The 23,205-nt window shown below is 62.1% G+C and carries 21 protein-coding genes and 1 pseudogene; 7 read left to right on the top strand and 15 right to left on the bottom strand.

Annotation, left to right across the window (positions count from 1 at the left end):
* Window positions 1–67: 67 nt before the first annotated feature.
* The 3 genes from HRH33_RS11400 to HRH33_RS11390 all read right to left on the bottom strand — a co-directional run bounded on the left by HRH33_RS11400 (window position 68) and on the right by HRH33_RS11390 (window position 2,547).
* Window positions 68–1,192, bottom strand: coding sequence for an alkene reductase (locus HRH33_RS11400; RefSeq protein ID WP_167418633.1), 1,125 nt, complete (start codon window positions 1,190–1,192; stop codon window positions 68–70).
* Window positions 1,193–1,273: 81 nt separating this feature from the next.
* On the bottom strand, window positions 1,274–1,951 hold the full coding sequence (locus HRH33_RS11395) for a type 1 glutamine amidotransferase domain-containing protein (protein WP_167418634.1): 678 nt from the start codon (window positions 1,949–1,951) through the stop codon (window positions 1,274–1,276).
* Complete coding sequence (locus HRH33_RS11390) at window positions 1,948–2,547, bottom strand: TetR/AcrR family transcriptional regulator (RefSeq protein WP_425326824.1); 600 nt, start codon at window positions 2,545–2,547, stop codon at window positions 1,948–1,950. Before HRH33_RS11390 ends, HRH33_RS11395 begins: the two co-directional genes overlap by 4 nt.
* A 203-nt stretch (window positions 2,548–2,750) precedes the next feature.
* On the opposite strand from HRH33_RS11390, the gene HRH33_RS11385 reads away from it, so the two are divergent.
* Complete coding sequence (locus HRH33_RS11385; RefSeq protein WP_034096897.1) at window positions 2,751–3,695, top strand: GlxA family transcriptional regulator; 945 nt, start codon at window positions 2,751–2,753, stop codon at window positions 3,693–3,695.
* Here the strand turns inward: HRH33_RS11385 and HRH33_RS11380 are convergent.
* A complete protein-coding gene (locus tag HRH33_RS11380) occupies window positions 3,673–4,179 on the bottom strand; it encodes a GNAT family N-acetyltransferase (protein ID WP_034096896.1) in 507 nt (168 codons plus the stop codon). The two genes, HRH33_RS11385 and HRH33_RS11380, sit on opposite strands and share 23 nt — an antisense overlap.
* Window positions 4,180–4,357: 178 nt before the next feature.
* Between HRH33_RS11380 and HRH33_RS11375 the strand changes: the two genes are divergently transcribed.
* Window positions 4,358–5,230: an undecaprenyl-diphosphate phosphatase gene (locus HRH33_RS11375; RefSeq protein WP_123480808.1), complete on the top strand. Its 873-nt coding sequence runs from the start codon at window positions 4,358–4,360 to the stop codon at window positions 5,228–5,230.
* A gap of 405 nt (window positions 5,231–5,635) precedes the next feature.
* Complete coding sequence (locus HRH33_RS11370; protein ID WP_034138715.1) at window positions 5,636–5,932, top strand: DUF6124 family protein; 297 nt, start codon at window positions 5,636–5,638, stop codon at window positions 5,930–5,932.
* A gap of 336 nt (window positions 5,933–6,268) precedes the next feature.
* Here the strand turns inward: HRH33_RS11370 and HRH33_RS11365 are convergent.
* From HRH33_RS11365 to HRH33_RS11355, 3 genes and pseudogenes are all read right to left on the bottom strand, one after another.
* A pseudogene (locus tag HRH33_RS11365) lies at window positions 6,269–6,433 on the bottom strand (helix-turn-helix domain-containing protein); the annotation flags it as partial.
* Window positions 6,434–6,538: 105 nt separating this feature from the next.
* Window positions 6,539–7,366: a glutathione-dependent disulfide-bond oxidoreductase gene (yghU, locus tag HRH33_RS11360; RefSeq protein ID WP_167418636.1), complete on the bottom strand. Its 828-nt coding sequence runs from the start codon at window positions 7,364–7,366 to the stop codon at window positions 6,539–6,541.
* A 44-nt stretch (window positions 7,367–7,410) separates the two neighbouring features.
* Window positions 7,411–8,646: an MFS transporter gene (locus tag HRH33_RS11355; RefSeq protein WP_167418637.1), complete on the bottom strand. Its 1,236-nt coding sequence runs from the start codon at window positions 8,644–8,646 to the stop codon at window positions 7,411–7,413.
* A gap of 97 nt (window positions 8,647–8,743) precedes the next feature.
* Here HRH33_RS11355 and HRH33_RS11350 point away from each other — a divergent pair, with 97 nt between their 5' ends.
* Window positions 8,744–9,706: an AraC family transcriptional regulator gene (locus HRH33_RS11350; protein ID WP_167418639.1), complete on the top strand. Its 963-nt coding sequence runs from the start codon at window positions 8,744–8,746 to the stop codon at window positions 9,704–9,706.
* 99 nt (window positions 9,707–9,805) lie between these two features.
* On the top strand, window positions 9,806–10,402 hold the full coding sequence (locus tag HRH33_RS11345) for a glutathione S-transferase family protein (protein ID WP_167418638.1): 597 nt from the start codon (window positions 9,806–9,808) through the stop codon (window positions 10,400–10,402).
* Window positions 10,403–10,539: 137 nt separating this feature from the next.
* Here the strand turns inward: HRH33_RS11345 and HRH33_RS11340 are convergent, their stop codons facing one another.
* The gene (locus HRH33_RS11340; RefSeq protein ID WP_047882878.1) at window positions 10,540–11,307 is read right to left on the bottom strand and encodes an SDR family NAD(P)-dependent oxidoreductase; all 768 of its coding nucleotides are present in this window, start codon (window positions 11,305–11,307) and stop codon (window positions 10,540–10,542) included.
* 136 nt (window positions 11,308–11,443) lie between these two features.
* On the opposite strand from HRH33_RS11340, the gene HRH33_RS11335 reads away from it, so the two are divergent.
* Window positions 11,444–12,592, top strand: a complete 1,149-nt coding sequence (locus HRH33_RS11335) for an aldose epimerase family protein (RefSeq protein ID WP_034113004.1) — start codon at window positions 11,444–11,446, stop codon at window positions 12,590–12,592.
* 289 nt (window positions 12,593–12,881) lie between these two features.
* Window positions 12,882–14,257 (top strand): IS3 family transposase gene (locus HRH33_RS11330; RefSeq protein ID WP_425326811.1). Its coding sequence is split into 2 segments (ribosomal slippage): window positions 12,882–13,361 and window positions 13,364–14,257, totalling 1,374 coding nucleotides; the frame shifts between segments, so codons are not numbered across the junction.
* A 428-nt stretch (window positions 14,258–14,685) separates the two neighbouring features.
* Here the strand turns inward: HRH33_RS11330 and araH are convergent.
* The 7 genes from araH to HRH33_RS11295 all read right to left on the bottom strand — a co-directional run bounded on the left by araH (window position 14,686) and on the right by HRH33_RS11295 (window position 23,112).
* Complete coding sequence (gene araH, locus HRH33_RS11325) at window positions 14,686–15,654, bottom strand: L-arabinose ABC transporter permease AraH (RefSeq protein ID WP_034138983.1); 969 nt, start codon at window positions 15,652–15,654, stop codon at window positions 14,686–14,688.
* Between the two features lie 9 nt (window positions 15,655–15,663).
* Entirely contained in the window at window positions 15,664–17,193 is a 1,530-nt protein-coding gene (gene araG / locus HRH33_RS11320; RefSeq protein ID WP_173603445.1) for an L-arabinose ABC transporter ATP-binding protein AraG, read from the bottom strand.
* A gap of 63 nt (window positions 17,194–17,256) precedes the next feature.
* Entirely contained in the window at window positions 17,257–18,261 is a 1,005-nt protein-coding gene (locus HRH33_RS11315) for a substrate-binding domain-containing protein (protein ID WP_173603444.1), read from the bottom strand.
* 37 nt (window positions 18,262–18,298) lie between these two features.
* A complete protein-coding gene (locus tag HRH33_RS11310) occupies window positions 18,299–19,162 on the bottom strand; it encodes an SMP-30/gluconolactonase/LRE family protein (protein WP_094066280.1) in 864 nt (287 codons plus the stop codon).
* A gap of 27 nt (window positions 19,163–19,189) precedes the next feature.
* The gene (locus HRH33_RS11305; protein ID WP_040267947.1) at window positions 19,190–20,770 is read right to left on the bottom strand and encodes an aldehyde dehydrogenase (NADP(+)); all 1,581 of its coding nucleotides are present in this window, start codon (window positions 20,768–20,770) and stop codon (window positions 19,190–19,192) included.
* A gap of 10 nt (window positions 20,771–20,780) precedes the next feature.
* Complete coding sequence (gene araD1, locus HRH33_RS11300) at window positions 20,781–21,773, bottom strand: AraD1 family protein (RefSeq protein WP_167418675.1); 993 nt, start codon at window positions 21,771–21,773, stop codon at window positions 20,781–20,783.
* Window positions 21,774–21,789: 16 nt separating this feature from the next.
* Window positions 21,790–23,112 (bottom strand): MFS transporter, encoded by a 1,323-nt coding sequence (locus HRH33_RS11295; protein ID WP_167418674.1) that lies wholly within the window; start codon window positions 23,110–23,112, stop codon window positions 21,790–21,792.
* Window positions 23,113–23,205 lie beyond the last annotated feature (93 nt).

Genomic DNA, 23,205 nt, shown 5'->3' with positions numbered 1-23,205 from the left:
CAGTCAATGATGCTGTGACTGTCCTACCGCTATCGGGGGCAAGCCCCCTCCCACATTGTCCGAGTGATTATCTGAGGTAGGTGGGATAGTCGATATAGCCCGCCTCACCGCCACCGTACATTCCCTCTTCCCGCAGCGGGTTCAACGGCCAGCCATTGAACAGGCGCTGGGGCAGGTCCGGGTTGGCGATAAAAGGCCGTCCGAACGCGATCAAATCCGCCAACCCCGCCTGCACCAGACGCTCGCCGCGTTCGGCGGTGTAGCGCCCGGCGTAGATGATGCGGCCGCTGAAGGTGCTGCGTACCGCTTCGCGGAAGGTGTCGGGCAGGTCCGGCGCGTTGTCCCAGTCAGCTTCGGCGATGGACACATAGGCAATCCCCGATTCTTCCAGCACCTTGATCGCTTCGATGTAGGTGTGATGGGGGTCTTCTTCTACCAGGCCGATGTACACGCGGTCCTGATCGGTGCCGCTGAACAGCGGCGAAAAACGCACGCCCAGGCGTTCCGGGCCGACCACTTTGCACACCGCTTCGACAATCTCGCGCAGGAAGCGCAGGCGGTTGTGCAGCGAGCCGCCGTATTTGTCGTCGCGGGTGTTGGAATGGGCCGAGATGAACTGGTTGACCAGGTAACCGTTGGCCGAGTGGATCTCCACGCCGTCGAAGCCGGCGTCCAGCGCATTGCGGGCCGCTTGGGCGTACTGTGCGACTAATTCTTCGATTTCCAGCGCGCTCAAGGCGCGCGGCACCGGCGGTTGCTTCAGCTCGCCGACGCCCGGGCCGGTCTGGATAAAGGCTTTGGCCTGCAAGGCCGGGAGCGCGGAGGGTGCCACCGGTGCCGCACCGTCCGGTTGCAAGGCGTTATGGGATACGCGGCCCACATGCCAGAGCTGGGCAAAGATCACCCCGCCGTCGGCGTGCACCGCATCGGTGACTTTGCGCCAGCCATCGATCTGGGCCGGTGAGTAGATACCCGGCGTCCAGGCATAGCCCTGGCCGCGCGGTTCGATCTGGGTGCCTTCGCTGACCATAAAGCCGGCGCTGGCACGCTGGCGGTAATACTCGGCCATCAGCGCGGTGGGGATGTCGCCCGGTTGCGCGCTGCGCTGGCGGGTCAGGGGTGGCAGCACGACGCGGTTGTTCAAGGTGTGATGCCCGAGTTTTACCGGGGTGTTCAAGAGACTGTCAGTCATTGCGATATTCCAAATTCGAGGCGAGCAGAAGCATTGGCGACTCGTTGGAGTCGCCAATGAATACAGCGCAGGGGGGTTAACTTAAGCGGTGAGTTTCAGCAGGGACTTGGCCACATCGGCAGAGCTGGCCGGGTTCTGGCCGGTGATCAACAGCCCGTCCTCAAGCACGAAGGACGACCAGTCGGCGCCCTTCTGGTAGTGGCCGCCGAGCGTCTTGAACTCATCTTCAATCAAGAACGGCACGACTTCGGTCAGGCCCACGGCAGCTTCTTCGGAGTTGGAGAAACCGGTGACGCGACGGCCCTTGACCAGCGGCTCGCCATTGACCGCCTTGACGTGGCGCAACGCCCCCGGTGCGTGGCAGACAAAACCGATGGGCTTGCCGGCGCGCTCGAAGGCCTCGATCAGTGCGATGGAGGTCGGCGACTCCGCCAGGTCCCACAGCGGGCCGTGGCCGCCTGGGTAGAACACCGTGTCGAAATCGGCGGCGTTCACCGAATCCAGCTTGACCGTATTGGCCAGCGCCTGTTGCGCGGCCGGGTCGGCGGCGAAGCGGCGGGTCTGTTCGGTTTGCGCATCCGGTGCATCGCTGACCGGGTCCAGCGGCGGCTGGCCACCGGCTGGGGATGCCAGCACCAGCTCGGCGCCGGCGTCCTTGAACACGTAATACGGCGCGGCAAACTCTTCGAGCCAGAAGCCAGTCTTGCGCCCGGTATCGCCGAGCTGGTCGTGAGAGGTCAGTACCATTAATACTTTCATTTTCCAGTGCCTCGATCGGTGTGAATGTCAGTGTGTTCGGGGCCGCCCAACAGGTGCTGGGTCAACCCAAGCGCCGCATCGAACGGCGCCGATGTACGGGTGATTTTGCTCATGACGCTGCTGCCCAACCACAACGCATAAAGACGCTGGGCCAGGTGCTGCGGGTGCTGCGTAAAGCTGAGGGAGCCGTCGTCGATGCCACGTTGCAGCGCTACCCCGAGTAAATCGATGGTGCGCGACGTACCGCGTTGCAACGCCAGACGCATCGGCTCTGAAAGGTCTGACACCTCGGCACCGAGTTTGACGGCAAGGCATTTGCCCGCATCGGTGCAGCCGGTCTGGTTGTCGATCCAGGCTTGCCAATAACGCATCAATTTGGCGTGCTGGCTCAGCCCCGGCTGGTCGAACAGTTGCTGCATGCCCAGTACGTAATGGTCGAAGTAGGTGTCGAGCAACACCACGCCGAACGCGTCCTTGGAATCGAAGTAGTGATAGAACGAGCCTTTGGGCACATCGGCGGCCTGCAGGATTTCGGTCAGCCCAACCGCGGAAAAACCCTTGCGCCCGACAATCGCTTGCGCGGTTTGCAGAATCATCTGGCGTGCGTCTTTACTAGGGTTGCTCATGCTTCACTCCTGCCGATTAGACCAGTCGTCTAGTGCGTGGAGCCATGGTAGGAGGCAGGCCGGATGCCCACAATGTCAGATCCGCAAGGATTCCGGACATGCCATCCACGCCAGTTGCCGTTTACCCGGTACACGCCGACAATCCCCCCTCCCGCGCCCCTTGGAGAATGACGATGCACAGCGTTGCGCTGATGGTTTACCCGAACTTCCAGTCCCTGAGCCTCAGCCTGGGTTCGGTGTTCGAGTGCGCGAACCTGCTGCGCGGCGAGCCGGCCTATGAGTTTCACTTGGTATCGGAAAGCGGCGGCGCGGTGATGACGTCCCAGGGCTTTTCGGTAAACACCTCGCCGATTCGTCCCCAGGGCTACGACACGCTGATCGTCAGCGGTTACCTGGAATTCCGCCTGCCGGAAGCCAACCTGCTGGACATGGTCAAGGCCGCGTCCGCGCAATCACGACGCGTGGCCTCGCTGTGCATGGGCATCTTCGTGCTGGCCGAGGCCGGCCTGCTGGCGGGCAAGCGCACCACCACCCACTGGATTCACGCGCCGGCCTTTCGCAAGCGCTACCCGGACATCCGCCTGGAAGACGACAAACTGTTTGTGGTGGACGGCCAGGTCTGGACCGGCGCCGGCATGAGCGCTGGCGTCGACATGGCCTTGGCCATGGTGGAAAACGACCTGGGCAGCGACCTCGCCCGGCGCATCGCACGCAAACTGGTGATCGCCCAGCGCCGTGGCAGCGAGCAGTCGCAACTGTCGGCGCTGCTGGAACTGGACCCCAAATCCGACCGCGTGCAGTTGGCCCTGGCCTACGCCCGCGAGAACTTGACCCATGACCTCTCCGTGGAGGCGTTGGCCGATGTGGCGCGCTTGAGCCCGCGCCAGTTCAGCCGAGTGTTCCGCGAGGAAACCGGGCAAACCCCGGCCAAGGCGATCGAAGCCCTGCGGGTGGAAGCCGCGCGGGCGCTGATGGAAACCAGCCGGCACCCGGTGGAAGTGGTGGCCCGCGAGACCGGTTTCGGTGATCGCGAGCGCATGCGCCAGGCGTTTCTACGGGCGTTCGGCCAGCCTCCCCAGGCGATGCAACAGGCGTTTAATGCAGCGCCGCTCGGGTAATCAAAAAGCTCAGCAGTTGCGGGTCGTCATCCAGCTCAAGCATCTGCACTGGGCGTGGCAGGTTATCCAGCACCGTGCGCCAGAACGCCTGTGACACTTCATCCTGATCATAAAAGCGCACCAGCCAATTTGTCTGGCCGCTGCAGAGCACCTGGTTGGCAATGGCGCGGCCGATGCCTTTGCGGCGGTAGCGCTTGAGAATAAACAGGTCAGCCAGCTCCAGCGCGTCGATGCCGGGCAGCTCGCTGTCTTCGATCAGCAGGAAGCCGGCGATATAGCCGTCCACCAACAGCAGGTTGGCGCTCCAGCGCGGGTCTTGCCAATAGCGGGCCAAGTGTTCGTCGTGAATGTAAAAACGGCCATCGGCCTCGACATCTTCCTGCTCCCAGTCCGACGACTCGTAGGCGTAGTACTGGTAGAGATTGCGGATCAACTCGGCCTCTTCGGGGCCGGTCTGGATCAATTCCACGGTGGTTTCAGGCATAGGGCGCTCAGTCAGAAAAAAACAGGGCGCCATTGTTCACAAAACCCCGGCAGGGGCCAAGCGCGCGGCGAACCTTTCTGCTGGCTGAACGGATCGCAGTTAGCCATGGCCTCGGCCAAATTCTCGAAACATTTCGAATAGACTTCGCCGGTTCGCCACTTTTTCAAGGACACGCACTTTGACCAACGTTTGTACCGCCGGCCTGGATGTGGGCTTCGCCTCCCTGGATTACCTGCAGATTTTCATCCTGGGCGTGATCCAGGGCATTACCGAGCTGCTGCCGGTGTCCTCCACGGCTCATATGCGCGTGGTACCCGCCCTGCTCGGCTGGCAAGACCCCGGCTCGGCGTTCTCCGCCGCCATGCAGTTGGCGGCGCTGGCGGCGGTGGTCAGCTACTTCTGGCGCGATGTGCGCCAGGTGGTCAGCGGCAGCATCGGTGCAGTACGCCAGGGCGACTACGACAGCCCGTGGTTCAAGCTGGCGGTGGCGATTGTGCTGGCGACGGTGCCGATCTGCATCGCCGGACTGGCGTTGTCCTCGACCCTGAACGCCTGCAACTCGCCGCTGCGCGGACTGATGGTGATCGGGATTTCCTGTGTGGTGATGGCGGTGCTACTGGCGGCGGCCGAGCTGCGAGCCCGGCATACCCGTGAGGTCAGCCAGATGCGCCTGCGGGATGCGCTGATCGTCGGTGTCGCGCAGATTGGCGCGTTGATTCCGGGCGTATCGCGTTCCGGCTCGACCCTCACTGCGGCGCTGTTCCTCAACTTCAAACGCGAAGAAGCCGCGCGCTTTTCCTTCCTGCTGGGCCTGCCGGCCATTGCCCTGGCGGGGTTGAAGGAGCTGTGGGTGCTGCTGCACGCCGAGCTGCCTGCCCATGCCTGGCCGCATTTGCTGTTCGGGCTGGTGGTGGCCAGTGTCTCGGCCTTCTTCGCGATCTGGGGCCTGATGAAATTCCTGGAGCGGTTCTCCACCTGGCCCTTCGTGATCTACCGCGCGCTGCTGGGGGCGTTCCTGATTGTGGCCGTCAGCACCGGGCTGCTGAGTTGATATAACACCCGTCTCAACCCGGCATAAATCTTATGTGGGAGGGGGCTTGCCCCCCCTCCCACATCGACTGCGTTTCATTGTTGGCAGCTGGCGTTTTGTCATGGTTTGTAAAGGGCCAGCAAGGCCGGTCCCTTTTAATTGCAGGACGTTTCCTAGACAATCCTGGCCGCCTTGTGCCTGCTGGAATCGGTGGCTAGTCTGCGGTCCGTCACTGCTCATCAGTGATCGGGTTTAGCAGCCTGACGTCAATAGGCACACGGTTCACATCTGCGTTTATGGTGGCTGTGCGCGGGGCACCTTCGGGTGCGCTGGTTTTCCTATTGACCGGTCTGCTAACCCGCGTACAGCTGCCACCCTCGTTTAGCAGCGTTGGCGGTAGCTCCTTAGCTCAATAGGAGTTGCACAATGAATAAAGTCGTACCCGACCCACCCTTCGATCCCGCCAAAGACCGCGCCGCCTTCAACCGCGCCATCGATCACTATCTCCCCACCCAAGGCATTCACTCCGTCAACGAAGACCTGAGTTTTGAAGATGCCCTGCTCTACACCGCCAGTTTGCTCGACAGTGCGTCGGCGACTGCGTTGGATTGTGGAGAGCAACTGGAAAGCCCGGAGCGGGCGAAGATCTTGGCGGTGTGGCATTTGCTGGAAATTGCCAAAACCACTGTGGATCGCTCCATCAACTGCCTGAAATGCGGTTAGAAAATGTGGGAGGGGGCTTGCCCCCGATGGCGGTGGATCAGGTAAGTAGATGTCAACTGACACTCCGCTATCGGGGCAAGGGTATCTACGCAACCTTTCAGACCCTGACAAATCTCCCTGTGGCGAGCGGGCTTGTCCCGCGTTGGGCTGCGCAGCAGCCCCAGTCAAGAAGATCGCGGTGTATCAGACACTCTGTAGAGGCTGATTTTGGGGCTGCTGCGCAGCCCAGCGCGGGATAAGCCCGCTCATCACGACAGCCCTATCCGCCGCGCTTTTAGCGTTGAGCCAACGTTGTGCAGATACCTACGGCTATCGGGGGCAAGCCCCCTCCCACATTTATGCACCGCGAAAATCTGCAGCATTCAGCCCGAACCGACTCATCTTGTTGTACAGCCCGCCCCGGGACACGTTCAGTTGCCGGGCGGCCAGGCGGATGTTGCCGCCGGGGCTTTTGAGAGCGGCGACGATGGCGTGCCTTTCGTGGCTGCTCAGGTCTTGGGCGGGCTGAGGATCGCCAGCCGCAGTGAATCCACCACCGTGATCCGGTAAGTCACAGCGAAGACCCTGTAACGGTAGGAGCGGCTTGCCCTCCTACCGTGTTGGCCTTCAGTCCAGATCACTCGCGTCATGGCGTTCGGGCAATTGTGCATCGCCCGAGACCCGATTCACCCGCCGCCCACGTTGCACCGCCGGGCGCGCATCAATGGCGTCCGCCCAACGCAGCACATGTTTGTATTCATGCACCGACAGAAACTCTGCTGCCTCATACAGACGACCTTTCACCAATCCGCCATACCAAGGCCAAATGGCGATATCGGCGATGGTGTATTGATCGCCGGCGATGTACTCGCTCACCGCCAGGCGCTTGTCGAGCACGTCCAGTTGACGCTTGGTTTCCATGGCGAAACGGTTGATCGGGTACTCCATCTTGCTCGGCGCATAGGCATAGAAATGCCCGAAGCCACCGCCCAGGTACGGCGCGCTGCCCATCTGCCAGAACAACCACGACAGGCATTCAGCCCGCGCCGCAGGCTCAGAGGGAAAGAACGCGCCGAATTTCTCGGCCAGGTACTGCAGGATCGCGCCGGACTCGAACACGCGAATCGGCTCGGGGCCGCTGTGGTCCATCAGCGCCGGGATCTTGGAATTGGGGTTGACCTCGACAAAGCCACTGCCGAACTGATCGCCGTCACCGATCTTGATCAGCCAGGCGTCGTATTCCGCGCCGCTGTGCCCCAGGGCCAGCAACTCTTCCAGCAGGATGGTGACCTTCTGCCCATTGGGCGTGGCCAGGGAATACAACTGCAGCGGGTGCTTGCCCACCGGCAGTGCCTTGTCATGGGTCGCGCCGGCAATCGGCCGATTGATACTGGCGAAGGTGCCGCCGCTTTCGGTGTCCCAGGTCCAGACTTTAGGGGGTACGTAGTCGGTCATGCTTACGGCTCCAGAGGCATTGGCTATCAACTGAGCGCGTCAGACTAAACCAAAGACCGGGGGTGCGTCACACTCCCCTGCGCGTTATGCACGGGCACCCGCACACGCAGTGCGATCAACAATGCGGCCAGTAACATCAAAATACCCGCGCCCAGAAATACGCCGCCGATACCCGTGACACTGAACATTGCGCCCCCGCCAGCGGCGCCCGCCGCGATTGCCGATTGCACCGACGCCACCACCATGCCACCGGCACTTTCCGCCTGATCGGGAACCGCACGGGCCACCCAGTTCGACCACGCCACTGGTACACCACCGAAGGCCATCCCCCACAGCGCCAGCAGCATCGCTTGACCAGGCAATGACGCGGGCAGCAACACCAGGGCCAACGCCGCAACCCCCACCAATACCGGCATCAGCACCAACGTGCCGCGCGGGTTACGTACCAGCAACCCGCCGGCCAGCAGCGTACCGACGAAATTCGCCGCGCCGAACCCCAGCAACATCAGCGCCAGGCCCTGGGTCCCGACGCCCGTGGTGCTTTCCAGAAACGGTCGGATATAGGTGAACAGCGCAAAATGTGCGGTATGCACAAGAACACAGCCGAACATGCCGATGGCAATGCCCGGGCGCAACAGCACCTCCAACACGGTGCGCAGGCGCGCCGTGCCATTGGGGGCCAGGCGTGGCAGCGTGATGAACTGGAACGCCAGGGTGACCACCCCCACAGCCGCAGCCGCGATAAATGCGCTGCGCCAGCCATACAGACCGCCAAGATAGCTGCCCAGCGGAACGGCGACGACAGTACCCACCGCAATGCCGCTGAAGATGATCGACAGGGCGCGCGGCAGCGACGCGGCCGGCACCAGGCGCATCGCCACGGCCGCCGCCATGCTCCAGAACCCGCCGAGGGCAATACCCAGCAGGATGCGCATCAACAACAGCACCACCAGGCTGGACGAGAACGCCACCAGCAGGTTGGACGCAATCATCAGCGTGGAGAACCCCAACAGCACCAGGCGCCGGTCGATGCCGCGCGTCAGGCCGGGCACCAGCAACCCGGCGAACAAAGCCACCACCGCGGTGACCGTGACTGCTTGGCCAGCCAACGCTTCCGACACGCCCAAATCCAGGGCCATCGGCGTTAGCAGGCTGGCCGGCAGGTATTCGGCCGTGAGCAGGCCGAACACCCCCATCGCCAGGGAAAACACCGCCATCCAGGCCGGAGTGCTCGGTTCAACCCCGCAATTGACAGGGGCGTGGGACACACAATCATTCATCACAAGACATCCTCAGGCTTTAGCGAGACGATCAGTCTAGGTATCGCCATCTGGATGATCTATGATTCAAACCCTTAACTTTTTGACCGAAACCCCGATGCCAACCGACACCGCGTTCACGCTGTCTTCCGAACTGATCAACGAACTGCTGCGCAGCATGCGCCTGCGCGGCGTGCAATACCGGCGCATCCAGGCCGGGCCGGTGTTCGGTATCGGCTTTGCGGCTAAACCGGGTCACGCGTATTTCCATTTCCTGGCCGCCGGCTGCGCGACCTTGCGAATGGAGGACGGCAGCCTCTTTGAACTGTCGGCGGGAAATGCGGTGTTTATCGCCCACGGTGGCGCGCATGCGCTGTTATCCCAACCGGATGCCCCCGTGCAGGACATCGCCAGCTTCGACGCAGCATCGCTGGGCGATACCGTGTGTGCCGTCAACGCCTCGCCCGATGAGCCTGCCAATACCCTGCTGTTCAGCGCCTGCATGGAGTTCGAACTCGACAGCATCCAGGGCCTGGGCAACCTGATGCCGGCCTTGATGCTGATCGACGCCGGCGGCCAGCGTTACCCCGGCCTGATGCCGATCCTGGCAGTGATGGAGCGCGAAGTATCCAGCGCCCGCATCGGCTATGCCGGCATCCTGGCGCGTCTGGCCGATGTGGTGGCAGCGATGATCGTGCGCGGTTGGGTCGAATGTGCGTGCGCCAATGCGTCGGGCCTGGCAGCCGCCTTGCGCGACAACCGCCTGGCGGGCGCCCTGCTCGCCCTGCACCAGCAACCGGGCCGAGACTGGAGCGTGGCCGAGCTGGCGGCGCAGTGTCATACCTCGCGCTCGGTGTTCGCGGACCGTTTCCAAGCCACCCTGGGGGTGCCACCGCTGCGTTACGTAACCGAACTGCGCATGCGCCTGGCCAGTCAATGGTTGACATTGGAGCGCCTGCCCATCGAAGAGGTGGCGTACCGCCTGGGGTATACCTCACAGGCCGCTTTCAGTCGCGCCTACAAACGCATCACCGGGCAACCGCCGGGCGCCAGCCGCCAAGGTTTCAGAAGCCCGGCATAAGGCATGCCTCGTCGACCGACTGAGCCATGCAAGCATTGCGCGGTGCGACCGAGGAACCTTAATCTCCAAACCCATCACCCTGACAGCAATGGAGGCTTCATGAAACTGATCGGTATGCTCGACTCGCCCTACGTACGCCGCGTCGCCATTTCTCTGGATCTGTACGGGGTAGATTTTGTGCATGAGCCCTTGTCCGTGTTCCGCACGTTCGACGAATTTGCGCAGATCAATCCGGTGGTCAAGGCCCCGACCCTGGTGCTGGACGATGGCACGGTGTTGATGGACTCCAGCCTGATCCTGGAGTACCTCGAAACCCTGGCCCCGGCTGACAGGAAGTTGTTGCCCCAGCCGCCTGGCGCACTTGCCCGCGACCTGCACATCCTTGGCTTGGCCCTGGCAGCTTGTGAGAAAAGCGTGCAGATCGTTTATGAGCACAACTTGCGCCCGGCCGAGAAGCTGCACGCGCCGTGGCTCGAACGCGTCAGTGGGCAGTTGCTCGCAGCCTATGGGTTGCTAAACAAGCAGTTGGAGGACAGCGAAGCGCTGACCCAGGCGTCGATTACAGCCGCCGTTGCCTGGTCGTTCAGTCAGTTCACGGTGGCCTCGGTGGTCAAGGCCGATGCGTTTCCCAACCTGCAACGGCATGCCGAGCGGCTGGAGCAGCATCCGGCGTTCAAGCGTTACCCGATCGCCTAAGCGCCGCAGTTCAAATGTGAGAAGGGGCTGGCCCCCGATGGCAGTGGGTCAGTCACTGATGCATTAGCTGACCCACCTTCATCGGGGGCAAGCCCCCTCCCACATTGATCTGGGTTGTCTGAACTGCAGTGTTCGGCTCAGACCCAGCCGCCATCGACAATAAAGTTCTGCGCCGAACACATCGCCGACGCGTCGGAGGCCAGGAACAGCGCCATATTGGCGATATGTTCCGGCAGTACGCTGCCGGGCAGGCACTGGCTGCGCGCGATCAGGTCCTTGGCGGCGTCATCGACCCACATGGCCAGCTGTTTTTCGGTCATCACCCAGCCCGGCACCAGGGTGTTGACGCGGATGCGGTCCGGGCCCAGCTCGCGGGCCAGGGCACGGGTCATGCCGTGGGCGGCAGCTTTGCTGGCGGCGTACACCGGGTAGCCGGCGGAGGCCATCATCCAACCCACCGAACCCAGGTTGATAATCGAGCCGCTGCCGGCGCTTTTCATCATCGGCACCACGGCCTTGGCCGCAAAAAACGCGTGCTTGAGGTTGACCGCGATAAGCCGGTCGAAGGTGTCCGAGTCAACTTCTTCCAGGGTGTGACGCACATCGTTGGCAGCGTTGTTGACCAACACGGTGATCGGGCCGAGGGACTGTTCGAAGCGTCCGATGGCGGCCTTGTAGGCGATCTCGTCGGTGATGTCGCAGCAGACAAACTCCACCGCGTCCCCGCGTGAACTCAACAGCGCCGCCAGGCGTTCGCCCTGGCTTTGCGCGCGATCCACAAAACCGACCTTGGCACCTTGGGCGGCAAACGCGCGAACCATGAATTCGCCGATCCCGGAGGCGCCCCCAGACACCAATACAGTCTTGCCCTTGAGGTCGGGGTAAACGGCGTGCTCAGTACTCATACAGTGATGCCTCGCTTAATTAGTCTTATTTTATTTTACGAAACGACGGTTAAAGGCTATAAATTCGCTGTCATAACGACAAAATATCGCCATTAGTAGAACTATTCCACTCAAAACAACAAAAGGAAGTTCGATCATGAAGCACCCTCGATACCTGCTCTCCGGCCTGGCGCTGTCGATGCTGATCGCCAGCGGCGGCGTTCAGGCGGCCGGCTTGTCCAGCGAGCACAAACCCTTCGGTAAAACCAACGACGGCACGCCGGTCGAACAGTACATCCTGCGCAACAGCCACGGCATGCAAGCCACGGTGATCACCTACGGCGGCGTGCTGCAGTCGCTCAAAGTGCCGGACAAGCACGGCAAGGTCGACGACGTGGTGCTGGGCTTCGACGACGTGCAAGGCTATCAGAGCGGTACCGCGTTTTTCGGCGCCACCATCGGACGCTTCGGCAATCGCCTGGCCGGCGGTGCTTTCGAACTGGACGGCAAGCGCTACCAAGTGCCCCTCAACGACGGCCCCAACTCGCTGCATGGCGGCGCCCAGGGCTTTGACAAGCAGGTGTGGAAAGCCGAGCCGGTCAAGGACAAAGATTCGGTCGGCGTGAAGCTGAGTTACCTGTCCAAGGACGGTGAGATGGGCTTCCCCGGCAACCTGACCACCGAGGTCACCTACCGCCTCAACGACAAGAACGAACTGCACATCGACTACAAAGCCAGCACCGACAAACCGACGGTGCTCAACCTTACCAACCACAGCTACTTCAACCTCGCGGGTGCGGGCAACGGCGATATCCTCAAGCAGGTCGCGACCTTGCATGCCAGCCACTACACCCCGGTGAATGCTACGTTGATTCCGACCGGTGAACTGGCGCCGGTCAAGGGCACGCCGATGGATTTCCTCAAGCCGACGCCTATCGGTCAGCACATCAAAGAAGACCATCCGCAGCTCAAGTTTGCCGAGCCGAAACAAGGCGGCTTTGACTTCAACTGGGCCCTGGACACCCAAGGCGACGTCAAGCAACTGGCTGCCGAAGTCCACGACCCCGAATCCGGTCGGCGCTTGCAGCTATACACCAGCGAACCGGGCGTGCAGTTCTACACCAGCAACTTCCTCGACGGTTCGGTGAAGGGCAAAGCCGGCAAGACGTACCTGCACTGGAGCGGGTTTACCCTGGAGACCCAACACTTTCCCGATGCACCGAACCAGCCCAAGTTTGCCTCGACCCGCTTGAACCCCGGGCAGACCTACACCCAACACACCGTGTTCAAGTTCAGCGCTGATTAACACCGCTTTACTGTGGCAGGGCTTGCCCCCGATTGCGGAGTGTCAGTCTGCTTTTTGCTTCTGATACACCGCTATCGGGGGCAAGCCCCCTCCCACATTGAGTCCTTACAGGGCATGGAGTCAGCGGTGTTTCATGGGCTCGATCACCGCTGTCAGCAACAACATCGAAGCGCCTTACTGTGGGAGGGGGCTTGCCCCCGATTGCGGAGTGTCAGTTTGCATTTTTGTTTCTGATCTACTGAAGTGCGCCCCAAAAGTTGGACACCTATCCAACTCTTGGGGCTTTTTCATGAGCAAGTACACGACGCAGTTCAAGCTTTCCGCCATTACGGCTTTTCTTGAACGAGGCCGGGGTTTTCGCCGTATCGCCGCTCAATTTCAAATGGACCCCACCTTGCTTCGCCGTTGGGTGGAGGCTTACCGGCTGCACGGTGAGGCCAGTCTGAGCAGTGCCGGTGGGCGTTACAGCGCGCTGTTCAAGTTTTCCGTTCTGCAACGCATGTGGCGCGACTCCCTCTCCTTGCGCCGCGCAGCGGCGCTTTTCAACCTGGGTGACTCCACCCAAGTGGGCAGATGGCAGCAGCAGTATTACAGTGGCGGTATTGAAGCCCTGGCCTCAGGGAAAAAAGGACTGAATACCGCTATGCCAAAGCCACCTGCCAAACTGCGTAAATCTGCCGCCCCCCTTACAAAAGAGGAGCTTGCGCACAAAGCCCTGCTGGATGAACTTCAGTATTTGCGCATGGAGAACGCCTACCTAAAAAAGCTTGGAGAGTTAGGCGAGGCGGTGATCAGGCGGGAGAACGAAGCGAAGAAAAAGCTCGAATAGTCACTGAGCTGAGACAAAACTTTCCGCTGGCGGACCTGCTCAAACTGCTAGGGCTGGCGCGAAGCACGTACTACTACCAACTCAAGGTCATGGGCGTTGCGGACCGCTTCGTCTCAGTCAAAGCCTCGATCCAGAGCCTTCAGGAAGAGCATAAAGGGCGCCTGGGCTACCGCCGTATGACGCTGGAACTGCGCAAAGAAAGACTACAGATCAACGGTAAAACGGTACGACGATTGATGGGAGCGTTGGGGCTCAAATGCACGGTGCGACCCAAGAAATACAGAGCATATAAAGGGCCGATGGGAGAAATCTCACCCAATACCTTGGCTCGTCGGTTCGAAGCCGAAAAGCCGAATCAGAAATGGGTGACGGATGTCACCGAGTTCAAAGTGGCAGGTAAAAAGCTGTATCTGTCGCCGATCTTGGACTTATACAACGGAGAAATCGTGGCTTATCAGACCGCCATACGCCCCCAATATGCCCTGGTTGGCGACATGCTGGAGCGAGCGCTCGAGCGCCTGCCTGAGGGCGCTAAACCCATGCTGCACTCGGATCAAGGCTGGCACTATCGATACTCGAAGTATCGCGAGCGACTAGAACAGGCGGGGCTGGAACAAAGCATGTCACGCAAAGGAAACTGCTATGACAACGCCACGATGGAGAGCTTCTTCGGCACGTTAAAGTCAGAGTTTTACTACCGCGAAAGCTTCGACAGCGCGGCTCAGTTGCAGGCTGGACTGGATCAATACATCCATTACTACAACCATAAGCGAATCAAAACGAAGCTTGGCGGACTGAGCCCTGTAGAGTACAGAGCCCGTTCCGCTGTAGCCTAGACAATTACTGTCCAACTTTTGGGGCGCACTTCACTACCGCTATCGGGGGCAAGCCCCCTCCCACATTGAGTCCTTACAGGGCATGGAGTCAGCGGTGTTTCATGGGCTCAGTCACCGCTGCCAGCAACAACATCGAACCGCTCTACTGTGGGAGGGGGCTTGCCCCCGATTGCGGAGTGTCAGTCTGCATTTTTGCTTCTGATACACCGCTATCGGGGGCAAGCCCCCTCCCACCTTTTGATTTCACATGACCAAGGCTCAGCGTTTTTTCATGGGCTCGATCACCGCTGTCAGCACCAGCATCGATCCGCTTTACTGTGGGAGGGGGCTTGCCCCCGATTGCTGAGTGTCAGTCTGCATTTTTGTTTCTGATCTACCGCTATCGGGGGCAAGCCCCCTCCCACATTGAGTCCTTACGGGGCATGGAGTCAGCGTTGTTTCATGCGGTCGATGACCACGGCCAGCAGCAGGATGGAGCCGCGGATTACATACTGGTAGAAGGTGTCGATGTTCTTCAGGTTCATCGCGTTTTCGATGATCGCCAGGATCAGCACGCCCGCGATCACGTGGCGGATCATGCCGATGCCGCCGCTCAGCGACACGCCGCCCAGTACGCAGGCCGAGATGACGGTCAGTTCGAAACCCTGGCCGATCATCGGTTGGCCCGAGGTCATGCGTGAGGCCAAAATCACGCCGGCCAGGGCACCGATCAGGCCGTGTACGGCGAAGATCAGGATCTTGGTGCGGTCCACGTTCACGCCCGCCAGCAGCGCCGCTTCCGGGTTGCCGCCGATGGCCATGGTGTTGCGCCCGTAGGTGGTGTAGTTGAGCAGCCAGCCGAAAAACACGAAGCACGCCAGGGTGATCAGGATCGGCACCGGCACGCCGAACAGTTGGCCGTTACCGAAGATAAAGAACTGCTCCTGGGACACCCCCACCGCTTTGCCATCGGCAAAGATATAGGCCAGGCCGCGCACGATTTGCATGGTCGCCAGCGTGGTGATCAGCGCGTTGACCCGCAGCTTGGCGATCACGATGCCGTTGATCAGCCCCACCACCAGGCCCATCAGCAACGCCGCGCCAATGCCCAGCATGACGCTGTCGGTGTCGCGCATGACGATGGCCGCAACCACCCCGGCACAGGCGATTACCGAGCCCACCGACAAGTCAAAATGCCCCGAGGCCAGGCAGAACAGCATGGTGCAGGCGGCAATGCCCACGGTGGAAATCGCCAGGCCCAGGCCGCGCATGTTCAGCGGCGAGAGGAAGTTGTCGATCAGCAAGGCGCACAACACGAAGATGGCGATGGCCGCCAGCAGCATCGCCCAGTTGTCGAGCAAGGCGCGCATGTCCAGAGGTTTGCGTGCCGTGGGCAGCGCGTTGTTTTGAGTGGTCATGGTTTTCTCTCAGTTCGTCACGCGGCGCGGCAAGGCCAGCTGCAGCAGGTTGGATTCAGTGGCGTGTTCGCGCGGGTGTTCGCCGCGCAGCGCGCCTTCGCACAGCACTAGGATGCGGTCGGCGATGCCCATCACCTCCATCAGGTCGCTGGACACCACGATCACCGCGATGCCCTGCGCCGCCAGGTTGTGGATGATCTGGTAGATCTCGGCCTTGGCGCCGATGTCGATGCCGCGGGTCGGTTCGTCGAGCAACAGCACTTTCATCGGCATCGACAGCCAGCGGCCCAAAATGGCTTTCTGCTGGTTGCCGCCGGAGAGGTACAGGATCTTCTGCGCGGCGTTCGGGGTTTTGACTTTCATCGCCTGGATCTGGTGCGCGGCGTTGCCCTTTTCCCAGCCCTCGCGCAGCAGCCAGCCGAACCGCGAGTGGGCGCCACGGGCACTGATGTTGATGTTCTCGGCCACGCTGGACAGCGGGATGATGCCTTCCTTTTTGCGGTCTTCGGGGCACAGCAGCACCCCGGCGGCGATGGCGTCGCGCGGCGAGCGCAACTGCAATGGCTCACCCTCCAGCGCCAGGCTGCCGGCGCTGGCACGCTCCAGGCCGCTGAGCAGACGGAACAACTCCGTGCGCCCGGCCCCCACCAGCCCGAACAGGCCGAGGATTTCGCCTTTGCGCACCTGGAAACTCACCGGCTCGCGCAAGCCTGGCCCAAGCAGACCGTCGACCTTGAGCGCCACCTCGCCGTGCTCGCGCGGGCGGTAGTCGTAGATGTCCTGAATATCGCGACCGACCATGCAGGTCACCAACTGGTCGTGGGTCAGCGCGCTCATGTCATCGAACGTACGCACGTAGCGGCCGTCCTTGAACACCGTGACCGCGTCGCAGATGCGGAACACTTCTTCCATGCGGTGCGACACGTAGAGCACCACTTTGCCCTCGTCGCGCAGGCGCGTGATGATCGCCATCAAACGGTCGATCTCCCGCGCCGACAGGCTGCTGGTGGGCTCATCGAAGGCGATCACATGGGCGCCCCGGGACAGCGCCTTGGCGATTTCCACCAATTGGCGCTGGCCCAGGGACAGGCGCCCGAGCTTCTGGTCCGGGTCGATCTCATCGGCCAGGCCCTTGAGGCACGCCGTGGCCTGCTTGCGCAGCAGGCCACGGTTGACCACGCCCCAGCGCGTGGGCAAATGGCCGAGAAACAGGTTCTCGGCCACGCTCATTTCCGGCACCAGGTGCAGCTCTTGGTGAATCACCGCCACGCCGCTGGCGATGCTGTCGGCCGCGCATTTGAAGGCCAGGGTCTGCGCGCCGATATGCAGCGCGCCGCTGCTGGGGATATAGGCCCCGCCGAGGATCTTCAGCAGGGTCGACTTGCCCGCGCCGTTTTCGCCCATCAAGGCGTGTACCTGCCCCGGGTGGGCGGTGAAGCAGATACCGTCCAGCGCCTTGACGCCGGGGAAGGTTTTGCCGATGCCGTCAAAGCGCAGACTGGCCCCGGCCGTATGTTGTTGATTGACTTGCGCGTGCATAACCACCTCATCACACCGATCAGGCGGCACCGTTACCGGCACCGCCGAGGAAAGCGAGCTGCCTTATTTCCACAGGCCGATCTTTTCCAGTTCCTGCTTGAAGTTCTCACGGGTGATCAGCGTCACTTCGTCCATGGCCGTGTATTTAGGCGGTTCGGTGCCTTTGGTTACCCACTCGTACATCATCTCTGCGGTTTTGTAGCCTTCGATATGCGGGCTTGGCAGCATGGAGCCGTAGAAGCCGCTGTCGGGTTTTTTCAGTTCGCCGATGGCATCGGTGCCATTGATGCCGATCCCGATCACGTTGGCCGCCTTGAAACCGGCCGCTTCAGTGGCGCGCACGCCGCCGAGCACGGTGTTGTCGTTCATACCGCCGATGATCAGGTTTTTCACGCCGCTTGGGAGTTTGACCAGCGCCGAGTTGGCGGCGTCCATGCTGCCCGGTACATCCAGGGTTTTCAGCGGCGCGGTGAGGATATGGTCCGCGGGGATGCCGGCTTTTTTCAGCGAATCGATCGAACCGTCGGTGCGCTTCTTACCGGTATCGAGCTCGTTGAAAGTGGTGATCACCGCGTAGGTTTCTTTCCAGTCCCAACCGCGTTTTTTCGCTTCATCGGCCATGGCCGCGCCCTGCTTCTGGCCCACCTCGAACGCGGCCATGCCCAGGTACGGCACGTCTTCCATAAACTTGCCCTTGGCGTCGACGAAACGGTCGTCCACCGCCATGACTTTCATATCGTTGAGCTTGGCCTTGGCCACAATCGCCGGGCCGAGGGACACATCCGGCGGGCAGATCACAAAACCCTTGGCGCCGTTGGCGGCCAGGCTGTCGATGGCCGAGAGGGTTTTCTCGCCGTCGGGCACGGCGATCTTGATCAACTCAAACCCCTTGTCCTTGGCGGCTTTTTCAGCGAAGGCCCACTCGGTCTGGAACCAGGGTTCTTCGGCTTGTTTGACCAGGAAGCCGATTTTGACTGTATCAGCGGCCAGCACCAGCCCACTCAAGCTCATGGCCGATACCGCCACAGCGGCGCAGCACAGGGAACGGATACCACGACGACGATTCATACGGGTGACTCCTTGTTATTGTTGTTAGCGCTTGGGGTTAACCGGCAAAGCGATGGCAAGGTTTGCCAGGTACATCGACATCGATAGCCAGCACGGCACCGTCCAAGGGGTGATCCAGAGGACTGGCCGCACTGGTAATAAACAGGGTGGTGAGTTCGGGCCCACCAAACACGCAACTGGTGGGGCGGCTGACCGGCAGCTCGATGACTCGATCCACCTCGCCCGTGGGCGTCAGCCGCAGCAAGCAACCGCCGTCCCAGCGGGCGTTCCAGATATATCCGTCGGCGTCCATCGCCGAGCCGTCCGGCCCGCCACGCGGATGCGGACCAAACCACAGCGTGGGCGATTCCAGATGGCCGTTGGCCGAAATGCCGTGCCGGTAAAGCGCGCCGTCCAGGCTGTCACCGAAGTGCACCTGGCTGCCGTCGTCGCTCCACAGCAAGGTATTGGGGATACCCAACCCTTGCAGCAATGGCGTGACCGTGGCGTCGGCGTCCACGCGGAACAGGCCGCCGGAGCGCCGCGTGATCGGCAGGTCCTCACCCTGCTCGCCGATGTTGTTCTGCATGGTGCCCAACCACAGCCGCCCCTGGGCATCGCAACGCGCTTCATTGCCACGGTTGCCGGGGTGCGGATCGGCCTGGCACAGCAGGGTCAGGGCCTCGGTGGCCAGGTCCAGGCGGTAGACGCCACTGCTCAAGGTCACCAGCGCATCGCCGCGTTCGCAGGGGATGAACGCCGAGACATGCTCGGGCATCCGCCACATGCGCAGTTGCCCATCCATCAGGCGCAGCGCCTGTTTGCCGGCGATATCCACCCAATACAACGCCTGGGTCGGACCGTCCCAGAACGGGCCCTCCCCCAACTGCGCACGGTGTGCGGTAACTGCGCTCAACGACATATAGCCTCCTGGACGCGGGTTGGGTGTTTACAGCGGATCGCGCGACGGCGTGCCGTCCACCAAGCGCTGGATACGCAGCGGGTTGGCATTTTTCAGCGCATCGGGCAGCAGGCTGTCAGGGTAGTTCTGGAAACACACCGGACGCAGGAAGCGGTCGATGGCCAGGGTGCCGACCGAAGTGCCACGGGCATCGGAGGTCGCCGGGTACGGACCGCCATGCACCATCGAGTCGCAGACCTCCACCCCGGTCGGGTAGCCATTGAGCAGGATGCGCCCGACCTTCTGCTCCAGCAGTGGCGTGAGTTCGGCGAACTGCTGCAAGTCGCCCGGCTCGCCGATAAGCGTCGCCGTCAGTTGCCCATGCAGGCCGTGCAATGCGGCGCTGAGCTGGGCCTGATCGGCGACTTCGACAAACACCGTGGTGGGGCCGAACACTTCTTCCTGCAGTGCCTCATCGCCGTTGATCAACAAACTGGCGTCAGCCTTGAACAGCTGGGGCTGGGCCTGATTGCCGGATTGGGCATTGCCCGCCAGGTGCTGGATACCAGGGTGCGCCAGGAGTTTTTCCAGGCCCTTGCCATAGCTGCTCAAGGTGCCGGCGTTGAGCATGGTTTGCGCCGGTTGCTCGCCGATCAACTGTGCTACTTGCTGGGTGAATGCGCTGAATTCGGGCGAGGCGATCCCGATTACCAGGCCTGGGTTGGTGCAGAACTGGCCGCAGCCTTGCACCACCGAGGCGGTCAGGTCGCGGGCCACGGTGTCTGCCCGTGCCTGTAGGGCCTGGGGCAGCACGATCACCGGGTTGATGCTCGACATCTCGGCAAACACCGGGATCGGTTGCGGGCGTGCCGCCGCCATGTCGCACAGGGCACGGCCGCCTTTGAGCGAGCCGGTAAAGCCCACCGCCTGGATCGCCGGGTGCTTGACCAGCGCCTCACCGACGCCGCCGCCGAAGATCATATTGAACACGCCGGCGGGCATCTCGGTGGCCTCGGCCGCGCGGATGATCGCATCGGCCACGCATTCGGCCGTCGCCATATGCCCGCTATGGGCCTTGAACACCACCGGGCACCCGGCCGCCAGCGCGGCTGCAGTGTCGCCGCCAGCGGTGGAGAACGCCAGCGGGAAGTTGCTCGCACCGAACACCGCCACCGGGCCGAGGCCGATGCGGTATTGACGCAGGTCCGGACGCGGCAGTGGTTGGCGGTCCGGCAGGGCTTTGTCGATGCGCGCACCATAGAAATCACCGCGCCGCAGCACGGTGGCGAACAGGCGCATCTGGCCGCTGGTGCGACCGCGTTCGCCTTTGATGCGGGCGGCCGGCAGCGCGGTTTCGCGGCACACCAACTCGACGAAATGATCACTCAGGGCATCCAGTTCGTCGGCAATCGCATCGAGGAACTGCGCACGGCGCGCGGCGCTCAAGGCGCGGTACGCCGGGTACGCGGCGGCGGCGGCCTGGGCGGCGGCGTCGACCTCTTGCGGGGTGGCCTGGAAGAAAACCTGAGGCAAGGTTTCGCCGGTGGCCGCGTCGACGCTGTGCAGCTTGGTGCTGCCCTGGGCGCTGCGCTGGCCGCCGATGTAGTTGTGGCCGATAAACTGGGTCATGGTGTTCTCCTTAAAGGGTGACGACGTTGCCGGGTTCGAATATCGCATCGGCCTGGCCGACACTGTTGATCAGCGGCGCGCCGAACTCGGCCTGGCTGATCTCGAACACATCCCCCGGTTGGGTACGTATACCGTCGGCGAATGACAGCGTGGCGGTGCCGAAGAAATGAATATGCACATCGCCCGGCGTGAGGAACTGACTGTACTTGAAGTGGTGGTACTCAAGGTTTTCCAGGCTGTGGCACATGTTGGCCTCGCCGCTGAGGAATTCGTTTTCCCAGATCACCTGGCCGTCGCGCAGCAGGCGGCTGGTACCGGCCAGGTGCTGGGGCAATTCGCCCACGCGCAGTTCCGGGCCATAGCTGCAACTGCGCAGTTTGGAGTGGGCCAGGTACAGGTAATTCTTGCGCTCCATGACATGGTCGGAGAACTCGTTGCCCACCGCAAAACCCAGACGATACGGCTTGCGGTCGTGGCCGATGACGTACAGGCCGCCGATCTCCGGCTCTTCGCCGGCGTCTTCGGCAAAGGGTGGCACCGGGAACGCCTGGCCAGGGCGCACCACGATGCTGCCGTCGCCTTTGTAGAACCATTCCGGTTGCACGCCCGCCTGACCGGCGGCGGGCTTGCCGCCCTCCACACCCCATTTGAAGATGCGCATGGTGTCGGTCAACGTGGCTTCGTCGCCGGCCTGTTGGTGCATTTTGTCGCGAGCGGCGGCGCTGCCCAGGTGGGTCAGGCCGGTGCCGCTGATCAGCATATGGGCCGGGTCTGGATGGTCCAGCGGCGGCAGGATCTTCTGTTCGGCGAGCAACGCGGCGTAGTCATGGCTGTCGCCCAAGCCCAGGCTGTCGACCTGCTGCTGCAATGAAGCCCCGGCTTCGATGGCGGCCAGCGCCAGTTCGCGCACGCTGCCGGCGCCCTGCACTTCGCGTAACCGGGTGCCATCGACAACGCCGACCCGGCGCTCGCCGTTATTGAGTTCGAACTGCACTAAACGCATCAGCTTTCTCCTTGAATTAAGTACGGGTGGCACCACGGGCGCTGGCGGCGAACTGGTCGACTGGCAGCACATGTTTGCGCTCCAGCACGCGGTAGACCACGCCGGTCAACACCAGGCCGAACAGCATCACGCCGGACAGGAAATACAGGCCCGAGGCCAGGTTGCCGGTGTACTCCTTGAGCGCGCCGATCACGAACGGACCGATATAACCGCCCAGGTTGCCCACCGAGTTGATCAGGGCAATGCCCGCCGCCGCACTGGCGCCGGCGAAGAAACGCCCCGGCAAGGTCCAGAACACTGCGGTGCAGGAAAACATCGCGAACGCCGCCAGGCACAACGCCGCCATTTGCAGCACCGGCGCGCCGAGCCAGGCGCTGAAAAACAGGCCGGTGGCACCCAGTACATACAGCACGGCGAGGTGGCCGTAGCGATCATTCAAACGGTCGGAACTGCGCGGGATGATCAGCAGGCCGATGATGCCGAAGATATACGGCACGGCCGAGATAAAGCCGGTAACCAGGTCCGTGCCGCCGAACTGTTTGATCAGGGTCGGTAGCCACAGGCCCAGGCCATAGATGCTCAGGGTTACCGGCAGGTAGAACAGCGCCAGCAACAGCACGCGCTTATCCTTGAGGGCATGCAGCGGGTTGCCGTGACGGGTCTGGCCGTAGGCTTGCAGATCTTTGGCCAGCTCGCCGGTGAGCCAGGCTTTTTCGTCCTCGCTCATCCATTTGACCTGTTTGGGGCCGTCCGGCAGCCAGCGCAGCACCGGCCAGGTCAGCAGGATCGCCGGGGTGCCGATCACGATGAACAGCCACTGCCAGCCATGCAGACCAAGGATGCCGTCCATGCCCAGCAGGCCGCCGGATACGGGGCCGGTGATCATCATGGCGATGGGTTGGGAGAGGATGAACAGGCCGAGGATCTTGCCGCGATGGCGCACCGGGAACCATTGGGTGATGTAGTACAGCACGCCGGGAAAGAACCCGGCTTCCGCCGCGCCGAGCAGAAAACGCATCACATAGAAGCTGTGCGGCCCCTGCACAAAGGCCATGCCGATGGTGATGGTGCCCCAGGTGATCATGATCCGCGCGAACCAGCGCCGGGCGCCGAAGCGGTCGAGCATCAGGTTGCTGGGAATCTCGAACAGGAAGTAGCCGATAAAGAACAGGCCCGCGCCCAGGCCATAGGCGGCGTCACCGATGCCGACATCGGCGCCCATGTGCAGCTTGGCGAAACCCACGGCGGAACGGTCCACGTAGGCGATCAGGTACAGCAGGATCAGGAAGGGAATCAGTTTCAGCGTGATGCGCCGAATAAGCCGCAGTTCCTGGCTCATGGGGGTCGATCTCCGATTGTTGTTTTTATAGAAGCTCGGGCGACGCCTCTCGCGATAACTCGCCAGGGCCACACCTCAGTTGAGATCGACTAT

The sequence above is a fragment of the Pseudomonas rhodesiae genome, assembly GCF_013285305.1.
GTDB classification, from domain to species: Bacteria; Pseudomonadota; Gammaproteobacteria; order Pseudomonadales; family Pseudomonadaceae; genus Aquipseudomonas; species Aquipseudomonas rhodesiae.
Note: the sequence above shows the minus strand (reverse complement) of the source record. Positions and strands in the feature narration are given on the sequence as shown.